Annotated in this window: 9 protein-coding genes; 3 read left to right on the forward strand and 6 right to left on the reverse strand. The window is 38.3% G+C overall.

What is annotated here, in order from left to right; all coding sequences use genetic code 11:
• Positions 1-191: 191 nt before the first annotated feature.
• The 5 genes from NNJ73_RS03140 to gyrB all read right to left on the reverse strand — a co-directional run bounded on the left by NNJ73_RS03140 (position 192) and on the right by gyrB (position 8,575).
• On the reverse strand, positions 192-911 hold the full coding sequence (locus tag NNJ73_RS03140) for a sulfate transporter family protein (RefSeq protein WP_254492680.1): 720 nt from the start codon (positions 909-911) through the stop codon (positions 192-194).
• Positions 912-2,162: 1,251 nt separating this feature from the next.
• The gene (gene coaBC / locus NNJ73_RS03145; RefSeq protein WP_254492681.1) at positions 2,163-3,584 is read right to left on the reverse strand and encodes a bifunctional phosphopantothenoylcysteine decarboxylase/phosphopantothenate--cysteine ligase CoaBC; all 1,422 of its coding nucleotides are present in this window, start codon (positions 3,582-3,584) and stop codon (positions 2,163-2,165) included.
• 68 nt (positions 3,585-3,652) lie between these two features.
• Positions 3,653-5,239 carry a 2-polyprenylphenol 6-hydroxylase gene (gene ubiB / locus NNJ73_RS03150; protein WP_254492682.1) on the reverse strand — a complete coding sequence of 529 codons (1,587 nt, stop codon included), beginning with the start codon at positions 5,237-5,239 and terminating at the stop codon, positions 3,653-3,655.
• A gap of 2 nt (positions 5,240-5,241) precedes the next feature.
• On the reverse strand, positions 5,242-6,024 hold the full coding sequence (gene ubiE, locus NNJ73_RS03155; RefSeq protein ID WP_254492683.1) for a bifunctional demethylmenaquinone methyltransferase/2-methoxy-6-polyprenyl-1,4-benzoquinol methylase UbiE: 783 nt from the start codon (positions 6,022-6,024) through the stop codon (positions 5,242-5,244).
• A 118-nt stretch (positions 6,025-6,142) separates the two neighbouring features.
• Positions 6,143-8,575, reverse strand: coding sequence for a DNA topoisomerase (ATP-hydrolyzing) subunit B (gene gyrB / locus NNJ73_RS03160; protein WP_254492684.1), 2,433 nt, complete (start codon positions 8,573-8,575; stop codon positions 6,143-6,145).
• A 575-nt stretch (positions 8,576-9,150) separates the two neighbouring features.
• On the opposite strand from gyrB, the gene NNJ73_RS03165 reads away from it, so the two are divergent.
• Positions 9,151-10,110 (forward strand): transporter substrate-binding domain-containing protein, encoded by a 960-nt coding sequence (locus tag NNJ73_RS03165; RefSeq protein ID WP_254492685.1) that lies wholly within the window; start codon positions 9,151-9,153, stop codon positions 10,108-10,110.
• An 11-nt stretch (positions 10,111-10,121) separates the two neighbouring features.
• Here the strand turns inward: NNJ73_RS03165 and NNJ73_RS03170 are convergent, their stop codons facing one another.
• Positions 10,122-11,654: a YifB family Mg chelatase-like AAA ATPase gene (locus tag NNJ73_RS03170; RefSeq protein WP_254492686.1), complete on the reverse strand. Its 1,533-nt coding sequence runs from the start codon at positions 11,652-11,654 to the stop codon at positions 10,122-10,124.
• A gap of 402 nt (positions 11,655-12,056) precedes the next feature.
• On the opposite strand from NNJ73_RS03170, the gene NNJ73_RS03175 reads away from it, so the two are divergent.
• Positions 12,057-14,021, forward strand: a complete 1,965-nt coding sequence (locus NNJ73_RS03175) for an autotransporter assembly complex family protein (protein WP_254492687.1) — start codon at positions 12,057-12,059, stop codon at positions 14,019-14,021.
• Positions 14,021-18,673 (forward strand): translocation/assembly module TamB domain-containing protein, encoded by a 4,653-nt coding sequence (locus tag NNJ73_RS03180; protein WP_254492688.1) that lies wholly within the window; start codon positions 14,021-14,023, stop codon positions 18,671-18,673. Before NNJ73_RS03175 ends, NNJ73_RS03180 begins: the two co-directional genes overlap by 1 nt.
• Positions 18,674-18,744: the final 71 nt, after the last annotated feature.

Genomic DNA, 18,744 nt, shown 5'->3' on the forward strand with positions numbered 1-18,744 from the left:
ACAAACCATTGCAATTGGATTCAAGATGAACAGGGTTAAAATGAGAGAGTTTTATGATATCTAGGTTTTCTACTCATGTCATAAAACGATAAATTATCATTATAAATCAATATATTGACTTAAAAAGGCCAAGCATAGAATTTTATAGTATGTTTTCTTTGGCTGACAAGTTTTGTGAAGTTTAAAGAATATTATTTTTGAGTGATGCGTGCCATGTTTTTTTGGGAAAGCATTTTGTGTAAATGTGTCATAAAAGCAGCTGCAAAAAGTGGTGTAGCTAAATTAAGAATGGGAATTGAAACAAAAACCGCAATCAATAATCCAGCACCAAAAACCGTTGTATAATGAGTATGTAAAAAAGCACGCGCATCTTGCTCTGTTCGAAAACGATAAGCAGCAAACAAGAAATATTCGTGCCCAAGCAAATAACCATTAATAATATAAAAAGCAATGAAATTAACACCTGGTATGAAGAATAAAATAAAAGCAATTCCATTACCAAGAAGGCTTAAAATAACAAATTTAAAGGAGAGTATAAGAGAACGCCCAAATGGCATAGCTTGTCCAAGAGGCTCATTTGGATAATCTTCCTTTTCAATAATTTCAGCAGCAGAGTCAATGAAAAAACTACCAATCATAGCGGTGATGGGGGCAATCAAAAAAGCCAACAAAAGAGCCAAACCAAGATTGAAAATGATAAGCATGCTAAATCCCAACCATCCTGCCCAACTCGGGAGTCCAGGAAGAAACTGAGAAACCCAAGGCCAAAAATAAGACACAAAAAGTTGGTGCACACATAACCATAAAATGGCGAGCACAAAAAAAGTAATCCCCAATGCTTTTAGGATCATAATGCTATATTGTGAAGTCAGCAAACGTTGTAAAGCACGATAGGCAGCAGTAAAAATCATAGATTAATAAACTAAGGAAAGAAGCAAAAAAAACAAGAAATATATTTAAAGAAGGTGTTGTGTAATTTTTCCTTTCTTGAATTAAAGCTCTATTTTCAATAACACTAAAGAAATACATTGATATTGCTTTGTAAAAAAGAGGATTTTCACCTTGTATATATTTATTAAAATCAGGCTAAATTTTTCTTATAGAATGGATAGAATAAGTAAATTAAAATAAAAAATAACGAAAGCTTCTTCGTTTAAAATAAAATTTGAATCAATAGGAATTTTGGTTTTAAAAAACCGAGCAGAATTTAAGAAGCAGCTATTGTAGCAGAGTTTTTAAATATTTTCGTATAGAGTTTAGCTTATTGCATTTACATGATATATAAATTAAGGTGGTAAGAAATATTGAGTAGGCGTTTTTTACTGATATTTTTTATCCAGTATAGTTTCCTAATTTTGTTTATCGATATCCTTATTTGTTTTGCACGATCCCTAATATTTTGAATTTTAAGAGCTATAAAGTAAGAATTTATTGAAACATTTTTCATACAAATGGTGCATTGGAACGAATAATTTTTAGCTAATAACACTATTCATTTATGAAGAGAATTTATCATCTTCAATTTTAATGAGGATCCAAAATAGAGAGATATTCTCTCAAATTTTCTCCTACTGTAAGGCTTTCGTAAAGTTGAAGGGTGGCAAACGATGGTTCTAGCTTGTCTTTTTAGAAGTTGGAAAGACAGTGGTATAAAAAATTCTATTCTTTATGAAGGCTAGGGTAAGATGCGGTTAAAAAAAACATGTCTCAACGCTTGTCACACCCATTTTGCAATAGCTCCTGTGAATGGGATAAGGATAAAGCTGCCATGAATACTATAAAAACTTATAGGGCACCACTGCCTTTATGCTTAACAAAAGAACACGCCGGTAGCACCATACACTTTGCCAATCCTCTCAATGTTGCGACAAGCACTTAGCCCTTGAAACAGCTCATTATAGATTTTTTAGTCTTTTCTTAAACATTTTCTATTCATGCAGCCATCCTTGCTAACGTGTAAGCAAATGGTTTTGATTGATTCAATATATGGATTTGAAATGAGAGAAGCTTACGATATTCGGGGTTCTCATTCAAGTTGAATAACGCTAGATTATCATGATAAATTAATATGTTATCTAATCTAATCGAGATGGATAGATAGCTTCTGTGTCTTCAAAAATTCATCTCTTATTTTATGAGATGTTTTAGCGTTTTAAAATTTATTATTTGAAATGAGGTGCTTTTTTCTCATGAGGTGTAGGCATTTGGAGGGCAAAAAATGATACGATTATATTTGCTAATTTTTGCGCTACGTGTTGTTTACGCATAGGGGGCCATTGTTCAACTTTTTCTTTACTTACAAGATAAACTTGATTTGTATCAGCGCCCATGACACTTGTGCCATCCGGTTGAAGAGAAATATCATTAGCAAGAATGAAATCAGCGCCTTTTTCAACACATTTTTTTTGTGCATTGGCAATGATATCACAAGTTTCAGCAGCAAAACCAATAACCAAGGAGGGGCGGTTTGGAGCATGTCCAATTGTTGCTAAAATATCGGGATTTTCAACCATATGGAGGGATGGTGGTGTTTTATGAGCATTCTTTTTAATTTTATGTAAAGATTGCGTTTGACTGCGCCAGTCACAAACAGCAGCAACAAAGATGGCACCATCAGCGGGCAATGATTCTTGAACAGCTTGTAACATTTGTTGTGCTGTTTCAACGTGAATAGTTTTTACATCTTGTGGATCTGCAAGATTAACGGGTCCACAAATAAGAGTTACTTTTGCCCCCAAATGCGCAAGGGCGGTTGCAATGGCATGACCTTGTTTACCCGAAGATCGATTAGCAAGATAACGCACTGGATCAATGGGTTCATGGGTAGGACCAGAGGTAACGATGAAATGGCGGCCAGAGAGAGGTTTTTCATGGTCATCTAAAAGAGCCTCTATGGCAGCGACAATGGTTAAGGGTTCACTCATGCGCCCATGGCCTGTCTCGTCACGTTCAGCCATATTTCCGATTTCTGGTCCGATAATATGAACGCCATCTGCGCGCAATTGTGCAACATTGCGAACAGTGGCTGTATGCGCCCACATGGCTGGATTCATAGCGGGGGCAATTAAGAGTGGACAGCGTGCTGCTAAAAGGATGCAATCGGCGAGATCATCTCCTATACCATGGGCTATTTTTGCAATGCGATTGGCTGTAGCAGGGGCTAAAATAATAAGGTCGGCATCACGAGCTAGGCGGATATGTCCGATATCATGTTCTTCTTCGCGTGAAAATAAATCAGTATATACAGTACGACCGCTTAAAGCTTCAGCGGCTAAAGGCGTAATAAATTTTTGCGCTGCTTTTGTCATTACGACATTTAAGTGTGCTCCACGTTCTTTTAAACGACGAATGAGATCAAGCGCTTTATAGGCCGCAATACTTCCACCAATAATAAGAAGGAGTGATTTTGATTGCAATGATTGCACCTCAACGGCACTTACATGAGAGAGGTGCGGGGTGAGAGCGGTAGGATTACTTAGAAGACGGCGCGCTTCTTCTTCCATAGAAATGCCATTTTGCGCGGCGCGTATGCGCAAAGCTTCTTTAATTTCAGGAGAGAGGTTACGAATAGTAATACTGGCCATAAAATATCTCCAAGAAACAAAATGATTGCAATGATTTCATTGTTGATATTTTTAGCATATTAAGGAGATTAGAAAAGATGAAAAAAGTAAAAAGTGAAAAAAACACAACAAAGTGCAATAATAAACAGGCTATAACGACCATAACGGTTTCTACGACTTTGTTCAGCAGCAAGTTGTTTGAGGGTCGCAGGAGAAAGATTAAAACCTGTTTTCCTTATTTGATTGAAATCTTCTTCTATACGCTGGAAATTTTGTACCAATTGTGGTGTTTTGCGTGCCAGAGAAAGGAGAGCTTGCGCTCCTTCGCTAAAGTCTTTTGCAACACCTATGGGGCCTAAATTTTTACTAATCCATTCTCTGACAACGGGTTCAGAAGCTTTCCACATGTTAAAACTGGGGTCTAATGTGCGAGCAACACCCTCTACGACAACCATTGTTTTTTGCAGTAAGAGAAGTTCAGGTCGCGTTTGCATGTCAAACAATTCAGTGACTTCAAACAACAATGTGAGCAACTTAGCCATGGAAATGCTTTGTGCTGATTGTCCGTGAATTGGTTCACCAATCGCGCGATTGGCTTGCGCAAAGCTTTCAATATTATGGTGTGAAGGGACATAGCCTGCTTCAAAGTGAGCGCGGGCTACTCGATGGTAATCGCGGGTAATAAAGCCATAAAGAATTTCAGCAAGGAAATGTTTTTCTTTTTTGCCAAGCCTTCCTGTAATCCCTAGATCAACAGCAACAATACACCCATCTGAGTCTACAAATAAATTACCAGGATGCATATCGGCATGAAAAAAACCATTACGCAATGTGTGGCGTAGAAAAGATTGAATAAGCGTAATGGCAAGCGCCTGTAGATCAAAACCCGCTTCTTTAAGCTTGGAAATTTCGGATATTCTGATACCATCAATCCATTCCATGGTAAGAACATTACGCCCTGTTCGTTCCCAATCAATTTTTGGCACTCGAAAACCGGTATCCTGTTGAATATTTTCAGCCATTTCAGATATGGCTGCTGCTTCTAAGCGTAGATCCATTTCAAGGCGTGTTGTTTGTGCTAAAGTATCCACCACACGAACAGGGCGCAGCCTTCGGGAGGCAGGGATATAACGTTCTTGTAAATGCGCAATGAGATAAAAACCTCTAAGATCTTTAGAAAAACGCGCGCGGATATTGGGACGAATAACTTTTACGGCACATTTTTTCTTATGACCGGTTTCATCACGATATTCAGCAGGATGAACCTGAGCGATAGAAGCAGCGGCAATGGGGGGATAAAAATTGACGAATAAATCATCAATAGAACGACCAAGAGAACTTTCAATTTGAGCAATAGCGGCGCTGCAAGAAAATGTTTCAACACGATCTTGGAGTTGTGACAAATCGTCTGCAACATTCCGTCCGACAATATCAGGTCTTGTGGCAAGAAATTGACCAAGTTTTATGTAAGAGGGTCCAAGCTTATTGATGGCATACGAAATATTTTCAGATCGCTGTTTCTTTTTTGTTTTGCGTCGTGCTAATGCACGCGCTATACGATGACATAACGCTGGAAATCCTTGAAGATCATCATGAGGAAGAGCACTTAAAACACCTTCACGCGCTAAAACCCATCCTGCACGCATCAATTGAAAGTAAGGAGAAATTTGCACCATTTTTAAAGTTTCCAACCTGAATGCAGTGCTGCAATCGCACCGGTGAGATTGCGGTACGATACGCGTGAAAATCCCGCTTGCTTGATCATATGGGCAAAATCATCTTGTTTAGGAAATTTGCGAATAGACTCAACCAAATAACGATAAGCATCGCCATCATTTGCAATAAATTGACCCAGTTTAGGGATAGCATGGAAAGACCAAAGATCATAAATTTTATCGAGCCAAGGCATCTCGACATTTGAGAATTCTAGACATAAGAAACGTCCACCGGGCTTTAAAACACGAAAAGCTTCTCTAAGAGCTTGATCAATATGAGGAACATTGCGAATTCCAAAAGCAATCGTGTAAGCGTCAAAGCTTTGATTTTCAAAAGGGAGATGTTCTGCATTGGCTTCAACAAAATCAATCAGAGGGGCAAGACCATTTTTTTGTGCGCGTTGTTTGCCAACGTTGAGCATAGAGCCATTAATATCAAGAACCGTAGCATGGGCTTTTTGGCGTGAAGCATTAAGGATACGAAAAGCAATATCACCTGTACCACCAGCGACATCAAGAACTTTCCAATGAGAAAGTGCTGGTGGAGAAAGCCATGCAACCATAGAATTTTTCCACACACGGTGTAGCCCTAAGGATAAGATATCATTCATCTTGTCATAATTTTCAGCAACAGAATGAAACACACCATCCACCATGGATTGTTTTTGTGTTTCATCAACTCTTGTGAACCCAAAGGAGTGCTCCATACCTCCTTGGGCGCCTACACGTTCTGTTTCAGTTGCCATATCTATGACCTTCCTTATTTTTATTTTATCGTAAATGAAAGAGAGAGGTAATGTTCAAATACGAAAAAACAACGTATAAAACTGCGACGTTTATACAGCCAAAAACAGAAGAGTACCTTTAGATGTCAAGATTAGCAACGCTTAAGGCATTGTCTTGAATAAAAATACGTCTAGGTTCAACTTCATCACCCATGAGACGAGAAAAGAGTGAATCTGCATCGGTTGCATCATTAATTTTTACTTGTAAAAGAGAACGCGCATTGGGATCAAGGGTTGTTTCCCAAAGCTGTTCAGCATTCATTTCCCCAAGACCTTTATAGCGTTGAAGAGTAATACCCTTTTTACCGTTTGTAAAAATGCTCTCTAAGAGGCTCATAGGTCCAAAAATATGCTCTGTTTTATCTTTGCGGCGTAAAAGAAGAGGAGGATGATATAGGTCGCTAAAATTTTGGGAAATACGATCAATCTGACGTGCATCTGTTGAGTTTATAAGTCCTGCATCAAGCGTGATAACATCTTTAACACCACGCAAAACACGCTCAAAACATAAACTTCCATTTTCTGTATATTGCCCACGCCATCCTTGCTCCATATCATCAGCAATCAGATTAAGACGCTGCGCGACAGCATCTGCTATTTTTTGTGCTTTTTCTTGTGTTGCAAAGGCTTCAAAGTTAAAAGCCCCAACAATGGCTGCTTGCTCAACAACATTGCGGTCATAACGGGTATGAAGACCATTTAAAAGTTGACGGAATATACGGGCATCTTTAGCGAGTTGATATAAATCAGCCCCTGCACGAACCTCTCCCGTTGAAAGCTCGAGAGTTGTTTCTTCTAGTCCCGTATCGATCAAGAATTCTTCAAAGGCTGCTTCATTTTTAATATATTGAGAAGATTTTCCACGCGATACTTTATAAAGAGGTGGTTGCGCAATATAAAGATGTCCCCGTTCAATCAACTCGGGCATTTGTCTAAAAAAGAAAGTGAGCAGCAGAGTGCGGATATGGGCTCCATCAACATCTGCATCTGTCATGATAATAATCTTATGATACCGTAATTTATCGGGTGAAAATTCATCTTTACCAATAGATGTTCCAAGAGCTGTAATAAGGGTTCCGATCATATCAGATGAGAGCATACGGTCGAAGCGAGCTCGTTCAACATTGAGGATTTTACCGCGAAGAGGTAAAATTGCCTGATTTTGACGTGAACGTCCACTTTTTGCTGAACCACCTGCTGAATCTCCCTCGACAATAAAGATTTCTGATTTTGCAGGATCACGCTCTTGGCAATCGGCAAGTTTTCCTGGCAGAGAAGTGATATCAAGCGCTCCTTTTCGCCTTGTGAGTTCACGTGCTTTACGTGCTGCTTCACGTGCTGTTGCAGCTTCCACCACTTTACTAATAAGAAGCTTTGCTTCATTAGGATGTTCTTCCAGCCATATTGAAAGACCTTCATTGACCAAATTTTCAACAATAGGGCGCACTTCAGAAGAAACCAATTTGTCCTTTGTTTGTGAAGAAAATTTAGGATCAGGAACTTTGACAGAAAGAATAGCTGTTAATCCTTCACGACAATCATCACCGGTTAAATTCACTTTTTCTTTTTTGGCAATCCCTGAAGATTCAGCATAACCATTAATTTGGCGTGTAAGAGCACTTCTAAAACCGATTAAATGCGTTCCACCATCCCGTTGAGGAATATTATTGGTAAAACACAAGACCTTTTCATGATAGGAATCATTCCACCATAAAGCAACATCAACGCCCATACCATCTTTTTCACTGGTAATGTAAATAGGAGTGTCAAGCAACGCTTTTTTTGATTGATCAATATATTTGACAAACTCTGTTAATCCACCTTCATAATGCAATTCAACGGATTGAATGTCAGCATGACGTTCGTCAACAAGAAGAATATGAACTCCAGAATTAAGAAAGGCCAATTCCCGTAAACGACGCTCTAAAGTTTCAAAATCAAACTCAACCATGGTAAAAGTTTCAGAGCTTGGTAAAAATCTAATTTCTGTTCCACTTTCTCGATCACAATCGCCAACAACTTTTAAGGGAGCATCAGCCACTCCATGGGTAAATGATATTTCATGAATTTTACCATTCCGTCTGATTTGCAATTTAAGCCAAACAGAGAGTGCATTCACCACAGAGACACCAACACCGTGTAATCCACCTGAAACTTTATAAGAGTTTTGATCAAATTTTCCACCGGCATGAAGCTGTGTCATGATAACTTCAGCAGCAGAAATACCTTCTGTTGGATGGATATCTGTTGGAATTCCACGTCCATTATCACGAACCGAACAAGAACCATCCGCATGGAGTGTGACGTTTACAAGGGTTGCATGACCGGCTAAAGCTTCGTCGATAGCATTGTCTACAACTTCATAGACCATATGATGTAACCCTGATCCATCATCAGTATCACCGATATACATACCCGGACGTTTGCGTACAGCATCAAGACCTTTGAGAACTTTGATAGAGGCGGCGCCATAGTCATCGCCTGGTGTCGGTGAGGTTATTTCATCACTCATAAGTTAGTCCATTTCTGTGTTCAATTTATAATATTTTATCCGCTTTTTTAAAGCTCAATGTTCCGCTCAGTTATTTATGGAATAACCACATTAAACATTTACCGTATATCAGCGTTAGATTCAATATCTGTCGATATATAATGGAGAGAATGATGAAATGATATGACACTATTATACAGTAAAACACTGTCATTTAGGACGGTTATATAAAATAAGTAAGCGCTTCTTTGATATATTTAAGTATTTTTACAGTGCGTGGTGAATATTCAGCGCAGGGTTTATCTGTCTAGCCTTTCGTTAAGTGAATCGCATGAATGGGAAGACAAAAGAATTTAAAAGCGTAATTTATCGAGAGAAGCTGAGTTTGAAGAGTATAACGTCAAATACCTTGAGAATTCTATAAGGTTAATTTCTTTTTATAGATTTATTTGGGAATATTTGAGATCAAAAGTTTAAGCATTTTCAATATATTTCAAAAAATATACGCAAACTGTTAAAATTTTTAACAGTTTAAAAAAGCGCAAGAATTTTATTGATAAAACGGAAGATATTTTAGTGAAGAGCGTTAGATAATAATGAAGCAGCGTTGCATCTTATCTTTGAAAAATGGGGAAGAGATTTTGAAAATAAGAAAACCTATCCACATCAAACATCTTCAATGGCGTTTACAGTATTTTTTACTCCATAATTTATACACTCTTTTTATTCGTATTTTATTTGTAGCAGGGGGATTTCTATTTTTCTCTTACGCAGAAGCTGAAATAGCTGGAAGGTTGCCTTCTTTTTTTGATTCGCATGAACATTTTGTACAACCTGATACCAAGGATATCATTCGTTTGCGTTTTGTAACAACTTTTGATTTTCCTCCTTTTAATTTTCTTGATCAAACGGGGCATCTTGCAGGTTATAATATCGATTTATTGCGTGCTCTTTGCTCAAAATTAAACTTAGAGAAACTTTGTGAAGTAGAAGTGGTTCCTTGGAAAGAGCTTGTCGAGCATGTCAAAAATGGTGGTGCAGAAGTCATTATTGCGGGTTTAAAAGAAACAAGTCAAACCCAACAAGATCTTATTTTTACAAAGTCATATTTGCGCTTTCCAGCGCGATTTGTTGCTTCTCGACAGTTAAATCTTGATGAACCAATAAGCGATCAATTGGTCCATTTAACCAGTGGTGTTTTGTCTAACAGTATTCACGAAAAGCTTTTTCATGATTATTTTCCTAAAGCAAAATGGCAAGGATTTAAAGAGAGAGAAGAGCTCTATAAAGCCTTACAGGAGCATAAAATTGACCTTATTTTTGATGATGGATTTGCTTTATCGTTATGGTTCAAAAATCAAAAATCTGTTGATTGCTGCCATTTTGTTGGGGGGGCATATATGGCTCCACAGTTATTGGGTCAAGGAATGCAGCTTGCTGTTGCAAAAAAGAACGAAAAATTGGTTGATATCCTCAATTATGCCCTAAAATCTTTAGAAGAGGATGGTAAACTCGCAGAGCTTTATTTACGTTATTTTCCAATAAGTTTTTATTGATGAGCAGTTTTTTAGTTAAGAGCTGTTAATCTTTCCGTACCGAGTCGATAGGAGATAGCTTCTGCAAGATGATGGCGTGAAAGATTATCGGATCCATCAAGATCAGCAATTGTGCGTGCAACTTTGAGAATACGATGATAAGCACGTGCAGAAAGGTGCATTTTTTCACTCACATCTTGTAAGAGTATGGCGGCATTTTTATCAGGAATGGCAATTTGTTCTATAATTTTGGCAGGGCAATCGCCATTGGTTCGGATATGATTCAACCCTAGTTTTGCAAAACGTTTGGCTTGAATGGTACGGCACCGTGCGACACGTTTTGCAACATCACAGCTTTTTTCTGATTTCTCTGGTTGCATAAGGTCCATCGCTGTCAAAGCAGGAACATCAATTCGTAAATCAATTCGATCGAGCAGCGGACCAGAAATACGGGATTGATAATCGATTTGACAGCGTATACCTTTAGCACAAACATGGCCTTTTTCACCTGCCATACCACATCGGCAAGGATTCATTGCGGCAATGAGTTGGAAGCGAGCAGGATAGCTGATATGGTGATTAGCTCTAGCAATAACCGCTTCTCCACTTTCTAAAGGTTGACGAAGGGAATCGAGAACTTGCGGAGAAAATTCAGGCAACTCATCAAGAAATAACACGCCATTATGAGCAAGTGAAACTTCTCCTGGTCGTCCTTTAAGTCCTCCACCAATCATTGCTGCCATAGAAGCAGAATGATGTGGAGCACGAAAGGGGCAATGAAGTGAAATGGTATTGTGAATTGTTTCTCCTGTAATAGATGCAATCAGACAGACATCTAAAAGCTCGCGACTATCAAGAGGGGGTAGAATAGAAGGTAAGCGTTGCGCCAACATAGATTTTCCAGCACCAGGAGGACCGACAAACAAAAGGTTATGGCGTCCAGCAGCACAAACTTCTAAGGCACGTTTGGCTGTTTTCTGTCCTTTGATTTCACAAAGATCTGGAAGTTCAGTTTCGATTGTATATTGGCGCGGTTGTGGACGTTTTTGAATTTGGGTCCCTTTAAAATGATTGACTATCGTAAGAAGAGTTTCTGGGGCAAGAATATTTATTTCTGCATTTGCCCATGCTGCTTCAGGTCCACATTGAAAGGGACAAATCAGTCCTTTATCGAGTGATACAGCTGTCATGGCCGCTGGTAAAACACCATTGACAGCGGTCAGCGAACCATCCAGTGACAATTCACCTAAAATGACATAGTCTTGCGCTACTTCGGGAGGGAGGATTCCCATAGCAAGCATTAAGCCTACAGCAATTGGCAAATCATAATGTGATCCCTCTTTAGGCAAATCAGCTGGTGCAAGATTAATCGTAATTCGTTTGGTTGGCATAGAAAGCCCACAAGCATGGAGGGCTGCTTGTACACGTTCACGGCTTTCTGCAACGGCTTTATCGGCTAATCCAACAATAGCCATTCCTATTTTACCGGATGAAATCATAACCTGTACATCGACAGGAACTGCTTCTAGACCGCGAAAAGCAACAGTTGTAATACGTGCGATCATTTATCTTCCCCCTTCAGACTTGGGAGAGACAATCATATCTACGCACAAAAATCAAGAAGCATCTCTATGGTTTTTTAAATGGAGAGGTCTATATGCATACATAGGTTTTTATAGCGTTCTCATGGTAAGTTATTTGTACAAATTTAACCATGATAATATGGAGCGCAATAAAACACTTATAATAAGCTAAATGAATATGTTAAGAAGAAGGAATAAGGCTGTTTGTGTGATACAACAGAGCAGAATGTTGTTAAGATATGAGGGGAGGGTGACGTTATGTATCGCAGAGTGTTATTTGATGTGATAAAACGTATAAAGCATGCGAAGTAGTCATATTTACCTTTTTTATTTTATATTATTTAAAGTGTAGTAGATGCAAAGTGTATTAAAGGTATCTGATTTATGGTATACCAAGCAAGAATTTTGTTAAAATCAGGAACTGTACGCTGTGTATTTATAGGTTTGTGTTTCGCTTTTGCTTTTCCACAGCCACTTGCTGCATTTGATTTTTTCGGCATCCCTCTTTTTGGTCAAAAGAAAACAAATTCTTCTTCACATTCTGTTAAAAGTACAGAGAGATTTTACAAAGTTGATATTGTTACGCCACCAGGGGCGCCATCGGAAGGCATAAAAATAGTTAAATCTGTCTCTTCTCTTTTTGCAGATAAAGAGAAAGCATCTGCGAGTTCTTCTGGTTTGTTAGCCAAAGCGCGTTCAGATTATCGTGCTATTCTTTCTGCTCTTTATGCTGATGGGCGCTATGGTGGTGTTATTAGTATTAAAATTAATGGCTTAGAAGCTGCTGATTTAAGTCCAGTAACGCAACTTCCAGCACAATCCAATATTGTTATTACGATTAATGCTGGTCCACAATATGTTTTTAGTATTGCAGATATTGATAAAGTAGCGCCTCCTGAAAAGCGTAAAGCGCATAAAATGCTCACCATTGAAGAATTGGGCTATAAAGTTGGAGCTATTGCCAAATCTGAAACCATTTTGAAAGCAGAAAAATGGGCGGTAGAAGGATGGCGTCAACAAGGTTATGCAAAAGCTAAAATTATAAAAAGTGAGATTGTGGCTGATCATGCTGCGTTGCGTATTGAAGGAAGGATTGTTGTTGATTCTGGACAAAAGGCTCATTATGGTCCTTTAAGTGTCCGTAATATAAGTAAGGAACCACGTGTCGATTCAGCTTATATCGCATGGATGACCGGATTGAAACCCGGCCAGAAATACGATTCCGATGCGTTAGCTAAGGCAAATGAACGTCTTGCACGTCTTGGTGTTTTTCGTGCGATCAATATCCGTGAGGCTGATACCATTAACCCAGATGGCAGTTTACCGCTTATGCTTATTGTACAAGAACGTAAGCCGCGTCGTTTTGGTGTAGGGGGTAGTTATTCAACATTAGATGGTGCTGGTTTTGAAGCTTATTGGATGCATAACAATCTTTTTGGTCATGCAGAAGTCCTTAAAATTGAAACAAAAATAAATGGTGTTGGCAGCAACAAAAAACAATCATATAATTTTAAAAATTTTGATTATCTTTTCGGTAGTACATTTATAAAACCTGGTGTACTCACACCTGATACAGATCTCAGGTCAGAATTAAAAATACAGCAAGATGTTCTGGAAAATTATACAACGAAAGCTATCAAAGGGAAATTAGGTATTACGCATATTTTCAATAGTAATCTATCGGGACAGGCTGCTATAGAAGTTTCAAATGGTTACTCACGTGATATCTATTTTGGAAGCCGTAATTTTACAACAATTGGTTTTCCTAGCGGTTTGATTTATGATAGTCGTAATAATAAGTTCAATGCAACAAAAGGTTTATATGGTGAAGTTTTCATTGAACCCTTTTATGAGATGCGTTTTAGCAATTTTGTTGCAAAAGTAACAGCAGAAGGTCGTTCTTATTGGGCGTTGGATGAAGGGGATCGTTTTGTTTTTGCTGCGCGGGCAAAGTTTGGTACAATTCTTGGAAATAATACAGCACAAGTCCCTGCGGATACGCTCTTTTTTTCTGGTGGTGGGGGCTCTGTTCGTGGTTATGCTTATCGTAATATTGGTATCAAAACAGAAAATGATGCGATTGTTGGCGGACGGGCGCTTATTGAGGGATCGGCAGAATTGCGTGTTTCTTTAAATGATAAAATAGGATTTGTCAGTTTTCTTGATGGAGGTCTCGTAGGGAAAAAGGCGAATTTTGATTTTTCTCAAAAAATTAAATGGGGAGCCGGTATAGGAGGTCGTTATATGACAGGTCTTGGTCCTTTACGCGTTGATTTAGCCTTTCCTTTAAAAAGGGAGGAGGGTGATCCTCGCATTGGTTTTTATGTGGGTATAGGACAAGCATTTTAATGAAAAAAAGCGTACGTTTATCAGCTTTCTTTTTTGGATTTGTGTTTTTTTTGGTCGGAGGTTTTGTTCTTGCGCAAAAAGAAGGCCATCTTCCCTCTAGCGAAGAGACAGCAGATGATCGTTCATGGTTTGTTTCTTTAATTGAAAGCAAGCTTTCAGCACCTAATCGTCAAGTTCGCTTGCACAATATGCAAGGAGCGCTGTCTTCTCAAACAACAATTGATGCGATTACTGTCAGTGATAAAAAGGGGATTTGGCTTAAAATTACTAATGCCAAAATGGATTGGAATCGTCTAGCATTGCTAAGAGGGCGGATGGATATTAATCAGCTTTCGGCAGAACAGATTACGCTTTTACGCAAACCACAAGGCAATTCTTCTTTTATTTCTTCTCTTGAGACGGGTAGGTTTTCTTTACCAAAACTGCCGCTTGCTCTTTCGATCAATACACTTACAGCTCAACATGTGACATTTGAGCAGAATCTTTTTGGTTTTTCTGCTGATATGTCCTTAGAAGGCAATTTCACTTTGGCAAGTGGTCATTTTGATGTTGATATGGTGGCGCATCGTTTAGACGCACCGGGGTCTTTTTCTGTTCTTACCAAGATATCAGAGAACAATCGTACAGCTCACATTGATATCTCTGCTAATGAACCGCAAAATGGTATTTTGGCGAATGTTTTTAACATTGAAAAACGCCCAGCATTGAATCTCGCGATTAAAGGTGATGGTACTTTTGATGATTTGGTTATCAAGCTTTCTTTAGAATCCGATCATCATTCTATTTTAGATGGTCATGTTATTCTTGCAAGTGTTTCAGAAGGACACAGTTTTTCTACAAAACTAGAGGGTAGATTGGATCCTTTAATACCTTCTCAATATCGTCATCTCTTCGCATCTGATATAATATTAAAAGCAGAGGCAAGAAGGACAAGAGAGGGGGTGACTCACCTTGATCAGATGGTTCTTCAGGGCAAAGCAATGAATGTTATCGCCAATGCTAAAATAACCGCTGATGGATTTTTGCGTCAGCTTTTTATTGATGGCAAAATAGCTCTTGATAACGAAAAGGAGTTTGTTCATTTGCCCATATCAGAGGCGTCAAAACCTGCGAATAATGTTGCTTTGAACATTGACTATGGTCGTGAAGGACAACAATCTTGGAATGGGCGGCTGGTTGTCCATCATTTTAGCAATAAAAATATTTATATTCGCGATGCGGTTTTTGATATGGGGGGAGTAAGCGAAAATTTTGATAATGCGGCTTCTCGTCATGTTGGTGTTCAGGTTAATGGAACGCTTCAAGGGGTTAAAAAGATTAAAGGAGGGGTCGTAGAAGATTTAAGCCAAGCAGTTCATGTACATTTAGATACGGATATTGTTTCGAATAAACCAATTTTTATTCATGATCTTAGTGTTACGTCTCAGGGTTTTTCTTCTTGGTTAAAAGGGACAATGGAGAATTTTATTTTTAAAGGTGATCTTGGGTTAAAAGCCCAAACACTAACTCCTTTAGAAGTATTCAGTAAACAACCCCTCTCTGGTAGTGCAGATATTAAAGCCAAAGGAACGATTGGTTTATTGAGTGGCATTTTTGATTTGAAATTATCAGGAATGGCTGACAATATGAAAATAGGTGTGCAGCCTTTAAATCGTTTATTCAAAGGAAATATCACTCTTTCAGGTGGTATTGCTCGAAATACGAAGGGCTTTATTTTACGTCATTTAAATTTGAAAAATCAATATACAAACATAAAAGCTAATGGTTATTTTTCGGATGAAAGCGCTAAAATGGACTTATCTGCTCAAATATCTGATCTCGCCAAATTAGATTCGAAGATAAGCGGTGCGCTTACAATTCAAGGGACAGCAAGAGGGCGCAATAGCCATATAAAGCTCAATACAAGTGCTCATATTGCTGAAGCCTTCGTTATGGGGAAGAAACTTCAAAACACAACACTTAATATAAAGGCACTTGTAGATAATACAGCACCCGTTACTTCTTTAACGGGGGATGTGAAAGTTGAAGGAACTTTTGCTTATAAACCTCTTCATTTATCTGCTTCTTTTAAGGATTCTCATAAGATTCGAAAACTTGAGAATATTGATATTAAAGGGGGAAGTGCAAAAATAACGGGTGATCTTTCTCAACGATTTGGAGGTTTTTTGAAAGGAGCGCTGCATATTGATGCCGATGATATTTCAGTGCTTTCAGCGTTATTTTTACAGGATGGTAGTGGAGAAGTAAAAGGAGATTTTATTTTTGATGAACAACATGGCAGACAAAAAGCCCATGTGAAGGCGCATGTTAACCATTTGAATTTTGCCAAGAATAAAATAAAAAAACTGGCAATCGATGCCGACATATTTGATCCTTTTGGTGCGACACAGTTTGAAGGTGTTATCAATGCAGAGCATATCCAAACTCCTTTGATAATGGTCAACCGTTTAAAAGCTCACGCCAATAGAAATAATGAACAAACGGTTTTTACTGTCCAAGCGATGTTGCATGATGCTCTTAATGCTCAGCTTTCTGGTCGAGTAATGGGTGTAGAACTTCCAAAAGGCATAAAACGAGAAGTGCAAATTGAAACCGTAGATTTAAAACAACACCATTTTCATGCAACATTGCCAAAACCATCGATAATTGTTTTTGATAAAGATGGGATAACAATCAATGAATTAGGAATTGTAATAAATGGCGGTAAAATTACCCTTGCAGGGAATATTCAAGATACCCTGAATTTGCAACTTACCGTGGATTCTCTTCCTGCTACTTTAGCCAATCTGTGGAAATCCGATCTTGGGGCAGCAGGGAGTGTAACAGGAAAGGTTATGATTCGTGGTCATTTAAAAAAACCTGATATAACCTACGATATAAAAGGTGAGGAACTGACAACCGTTGCTCTTCAAGATAAAAAAATTATGCCTTTTTCGCTTTCTGCTACGGGGAAAACCTTAGATCAAAACCTTACTTTGAATGCAAGTTTAACAGGAGAAGGAGTACAAGCACAAGCTCAAGGGCTGGTATCTTTAGAGAAAGACAAACTTGATCTCCATATTAATTTGCAAAATTTATCTGCACGTTTGGCGAATAGCTTTATTGCAGGACAAGCGCTTGATGGGATGGTGATAGGCAAAATTGATATTGATGGGACAATGAAGGATCCATCGGCTCATTTTGAGCTTTCAAGTCAAAGTTTAACCACTATGACGCATAAAGGACCGATGTCAATCAATATAAATGCTCGTGGTTCTTATAAAAAAACGACATTGCATATTGAAAATATGATAGCAACTGGAGATAAAGGATTAGATCTTTCCATTCATGGGCCTGTTTCTCTTAATGGTTCAGAGGCAAAATTAAATGTTAAAGGGATAATGCCTCTTGATTTTGTTAATCTTTTATTAGCTAAGCGTGGTGCATATATAACGGGTACAGCAAGAGTTAATACAGTTCTTAATGGTGCGTTATCAAAGCCACAATTTATTGGAAATATTTCTATAGCCGATGGTAGCTTTTTAGATTCAAAAACCCATGTAGGATTGAATAATATAACGCTTGAAGGCAAATTAAATGGCGATCATATTCTTATAGAAAAAGCTTCAGCTTCTTCATCTGAGGGAGGGGAAATTTCTGCTTCAGGTCGTATCTCTAATGATTTAGAGACAGATTTGATCTTTCATCTTGATAATGCCAATTATAATGATGGTTCTATGATTCTTGCAACATTGTCAGGTGAGATGACAATGACAGGTCATTTTCTCAGTGATCTTGTTATTGGTGGAGATATCATCGTTGAAAAGGCTGAAATTCTGGTTCCTGATCATTTTCAAAATGCTAAGTTTCTTGAAGTCAAAAATAAGAATTTAACAAAGCCAATTCAAACAACACTTGAACGTGCTGATGTTAAGAGCACGAATAAAAGTCCTAGTGTCACAGAAGAATCATCATCTGTTATGTTATCAAATATGCGTATTACAGCACGCAATCAATTTTTTGTACGGGGAAAAGGGTTAGATGCCGAACTGGGAGGGCGCATTAATTTAGCAGGTCCATTAAATGATGTGCATCCAGTGGGTGAATTTAGAATGATTCGTGGACGTTTTGATATTCTTTCACAACGCCTTAATTTTGATCAGGGACAAGCAAGTTTTAGCGGTAATCTTAATCCTACGGTTTATTTTGTAACCAACAATAACAGTGGTGACATTCGCGTCACTGTAACCGTAAGTGGAACGATTGATAATCTTGATATTAATTTTTCTTCACAACCGAATTTGCCACAGGATGAAATTTTAGCGCGTTTGATTTTTAATCGCTCTCTGAGTGAACTATCACCATTTCAGATTGCGCAACTTGCGGCCGCCGCCGCTGATCTCGCAGGTGGTTCTAATACATCTTTGTTGAATACTTTACGAACTAAAATTGGACTTGATGATCTTGATGTTATCGTTAATGAAAAGGGTAATACAGGTTTACGCATTGGACGCTACATACACAATAACATTTATTTAGGCTTTGAAGCAGGATCTGATGGGACGACAAAAGGGACAATTAATTTGGATATTTCCCGTCACCTCAAAGCTAAAGGCGCTATAGGAAATGAAAAAAATTCGAGTATTGGTCTCTTTTATGAAAGAGACTACTAAAGATTAAAGTTTAAAAAACAAGTTTTTTATTTTTTCTCTCTCATTTCTCGGGCAGGGAAGGAAGCTTAGAC

It is taken from the genome of Bartonella sp. B1099 (assembly GCF_944801835.1).
Taxonomy (GTDB): Bacteria; Pseudomonadota; Alphaproteobacteria; order Rhizobiales; family Rhizobiaceae; genus Bartonella.

What these genes read in the sequence shown, in the direction of transcription:
- NNJ73_RS03180 (WP_254492688.1), top strand. Translation starts at nt 14,021, where the DNA reads ATGAAAAAAAGCGTACGTTTATCAGCTTTCTTTTTTGGATTTGTGTTT.
- gyrB (WP_254492684.1), bottom strand. Translation starts at nt 8,575, where the DNA reads ATGAGTGATGAAATAACCTCACCGACACCAGGCGATGACTATGGCGCC.
- NNJ73_RS03140 (WP_254492680.1), bottom strand. Translation starts at nt 911, where the DNA reads ATGATTTTTACTGCTGCCTATCGTGCTTTACAACGTTTGCTGACTTCA.
- ubiE (WP_254492683.1), bottom strand. Translation starts at nt 6,024, where the DNA reads ATGGCAACTGAAACAGAACGTGTAGGCGCCCAAGGAGGTATGGAGCAC.
- coaBC (WP_254492681.1), bottom strand. Translation starts at nt 3,584, where the DNA reads ATGGCCAGTATTACTATTCGTAACCTCTCTCCTGAAATTAAAGAAGCT.
- ubiB (WP_254492682.1), bottom strand. Translation starts at nt 5,239, where the DNA reads ATGGTGCAAATTTCTCCTTACTTTCAATTGATGCGTGCAGGATGGGTT.
- NNJ73_RS03165 (WP_254492685.1), top strand. Translation starts at nt 9,151, where the DNA reads ATGAAGCAGCGTTGCATCTTATCTTTGAAAAATGGGGAAGAGATTTTG.
- NNJ73_RS03175 (WP_254492687.1), top strand. Translation starts at nt 12,057, where the DNA reads ATGGTATACCAAGCAAGAATTTTGTTAAAATCAGGAACTGTACGCTGT.
- NNJ73_RS03170 (WP_254492686.1), bottom strand. Translation starts at nt 11,654, where the DNA reads ATGATCGCACGTATTACAACTGTTGCTTTTCGCGGTCTAGAAGCAGTT.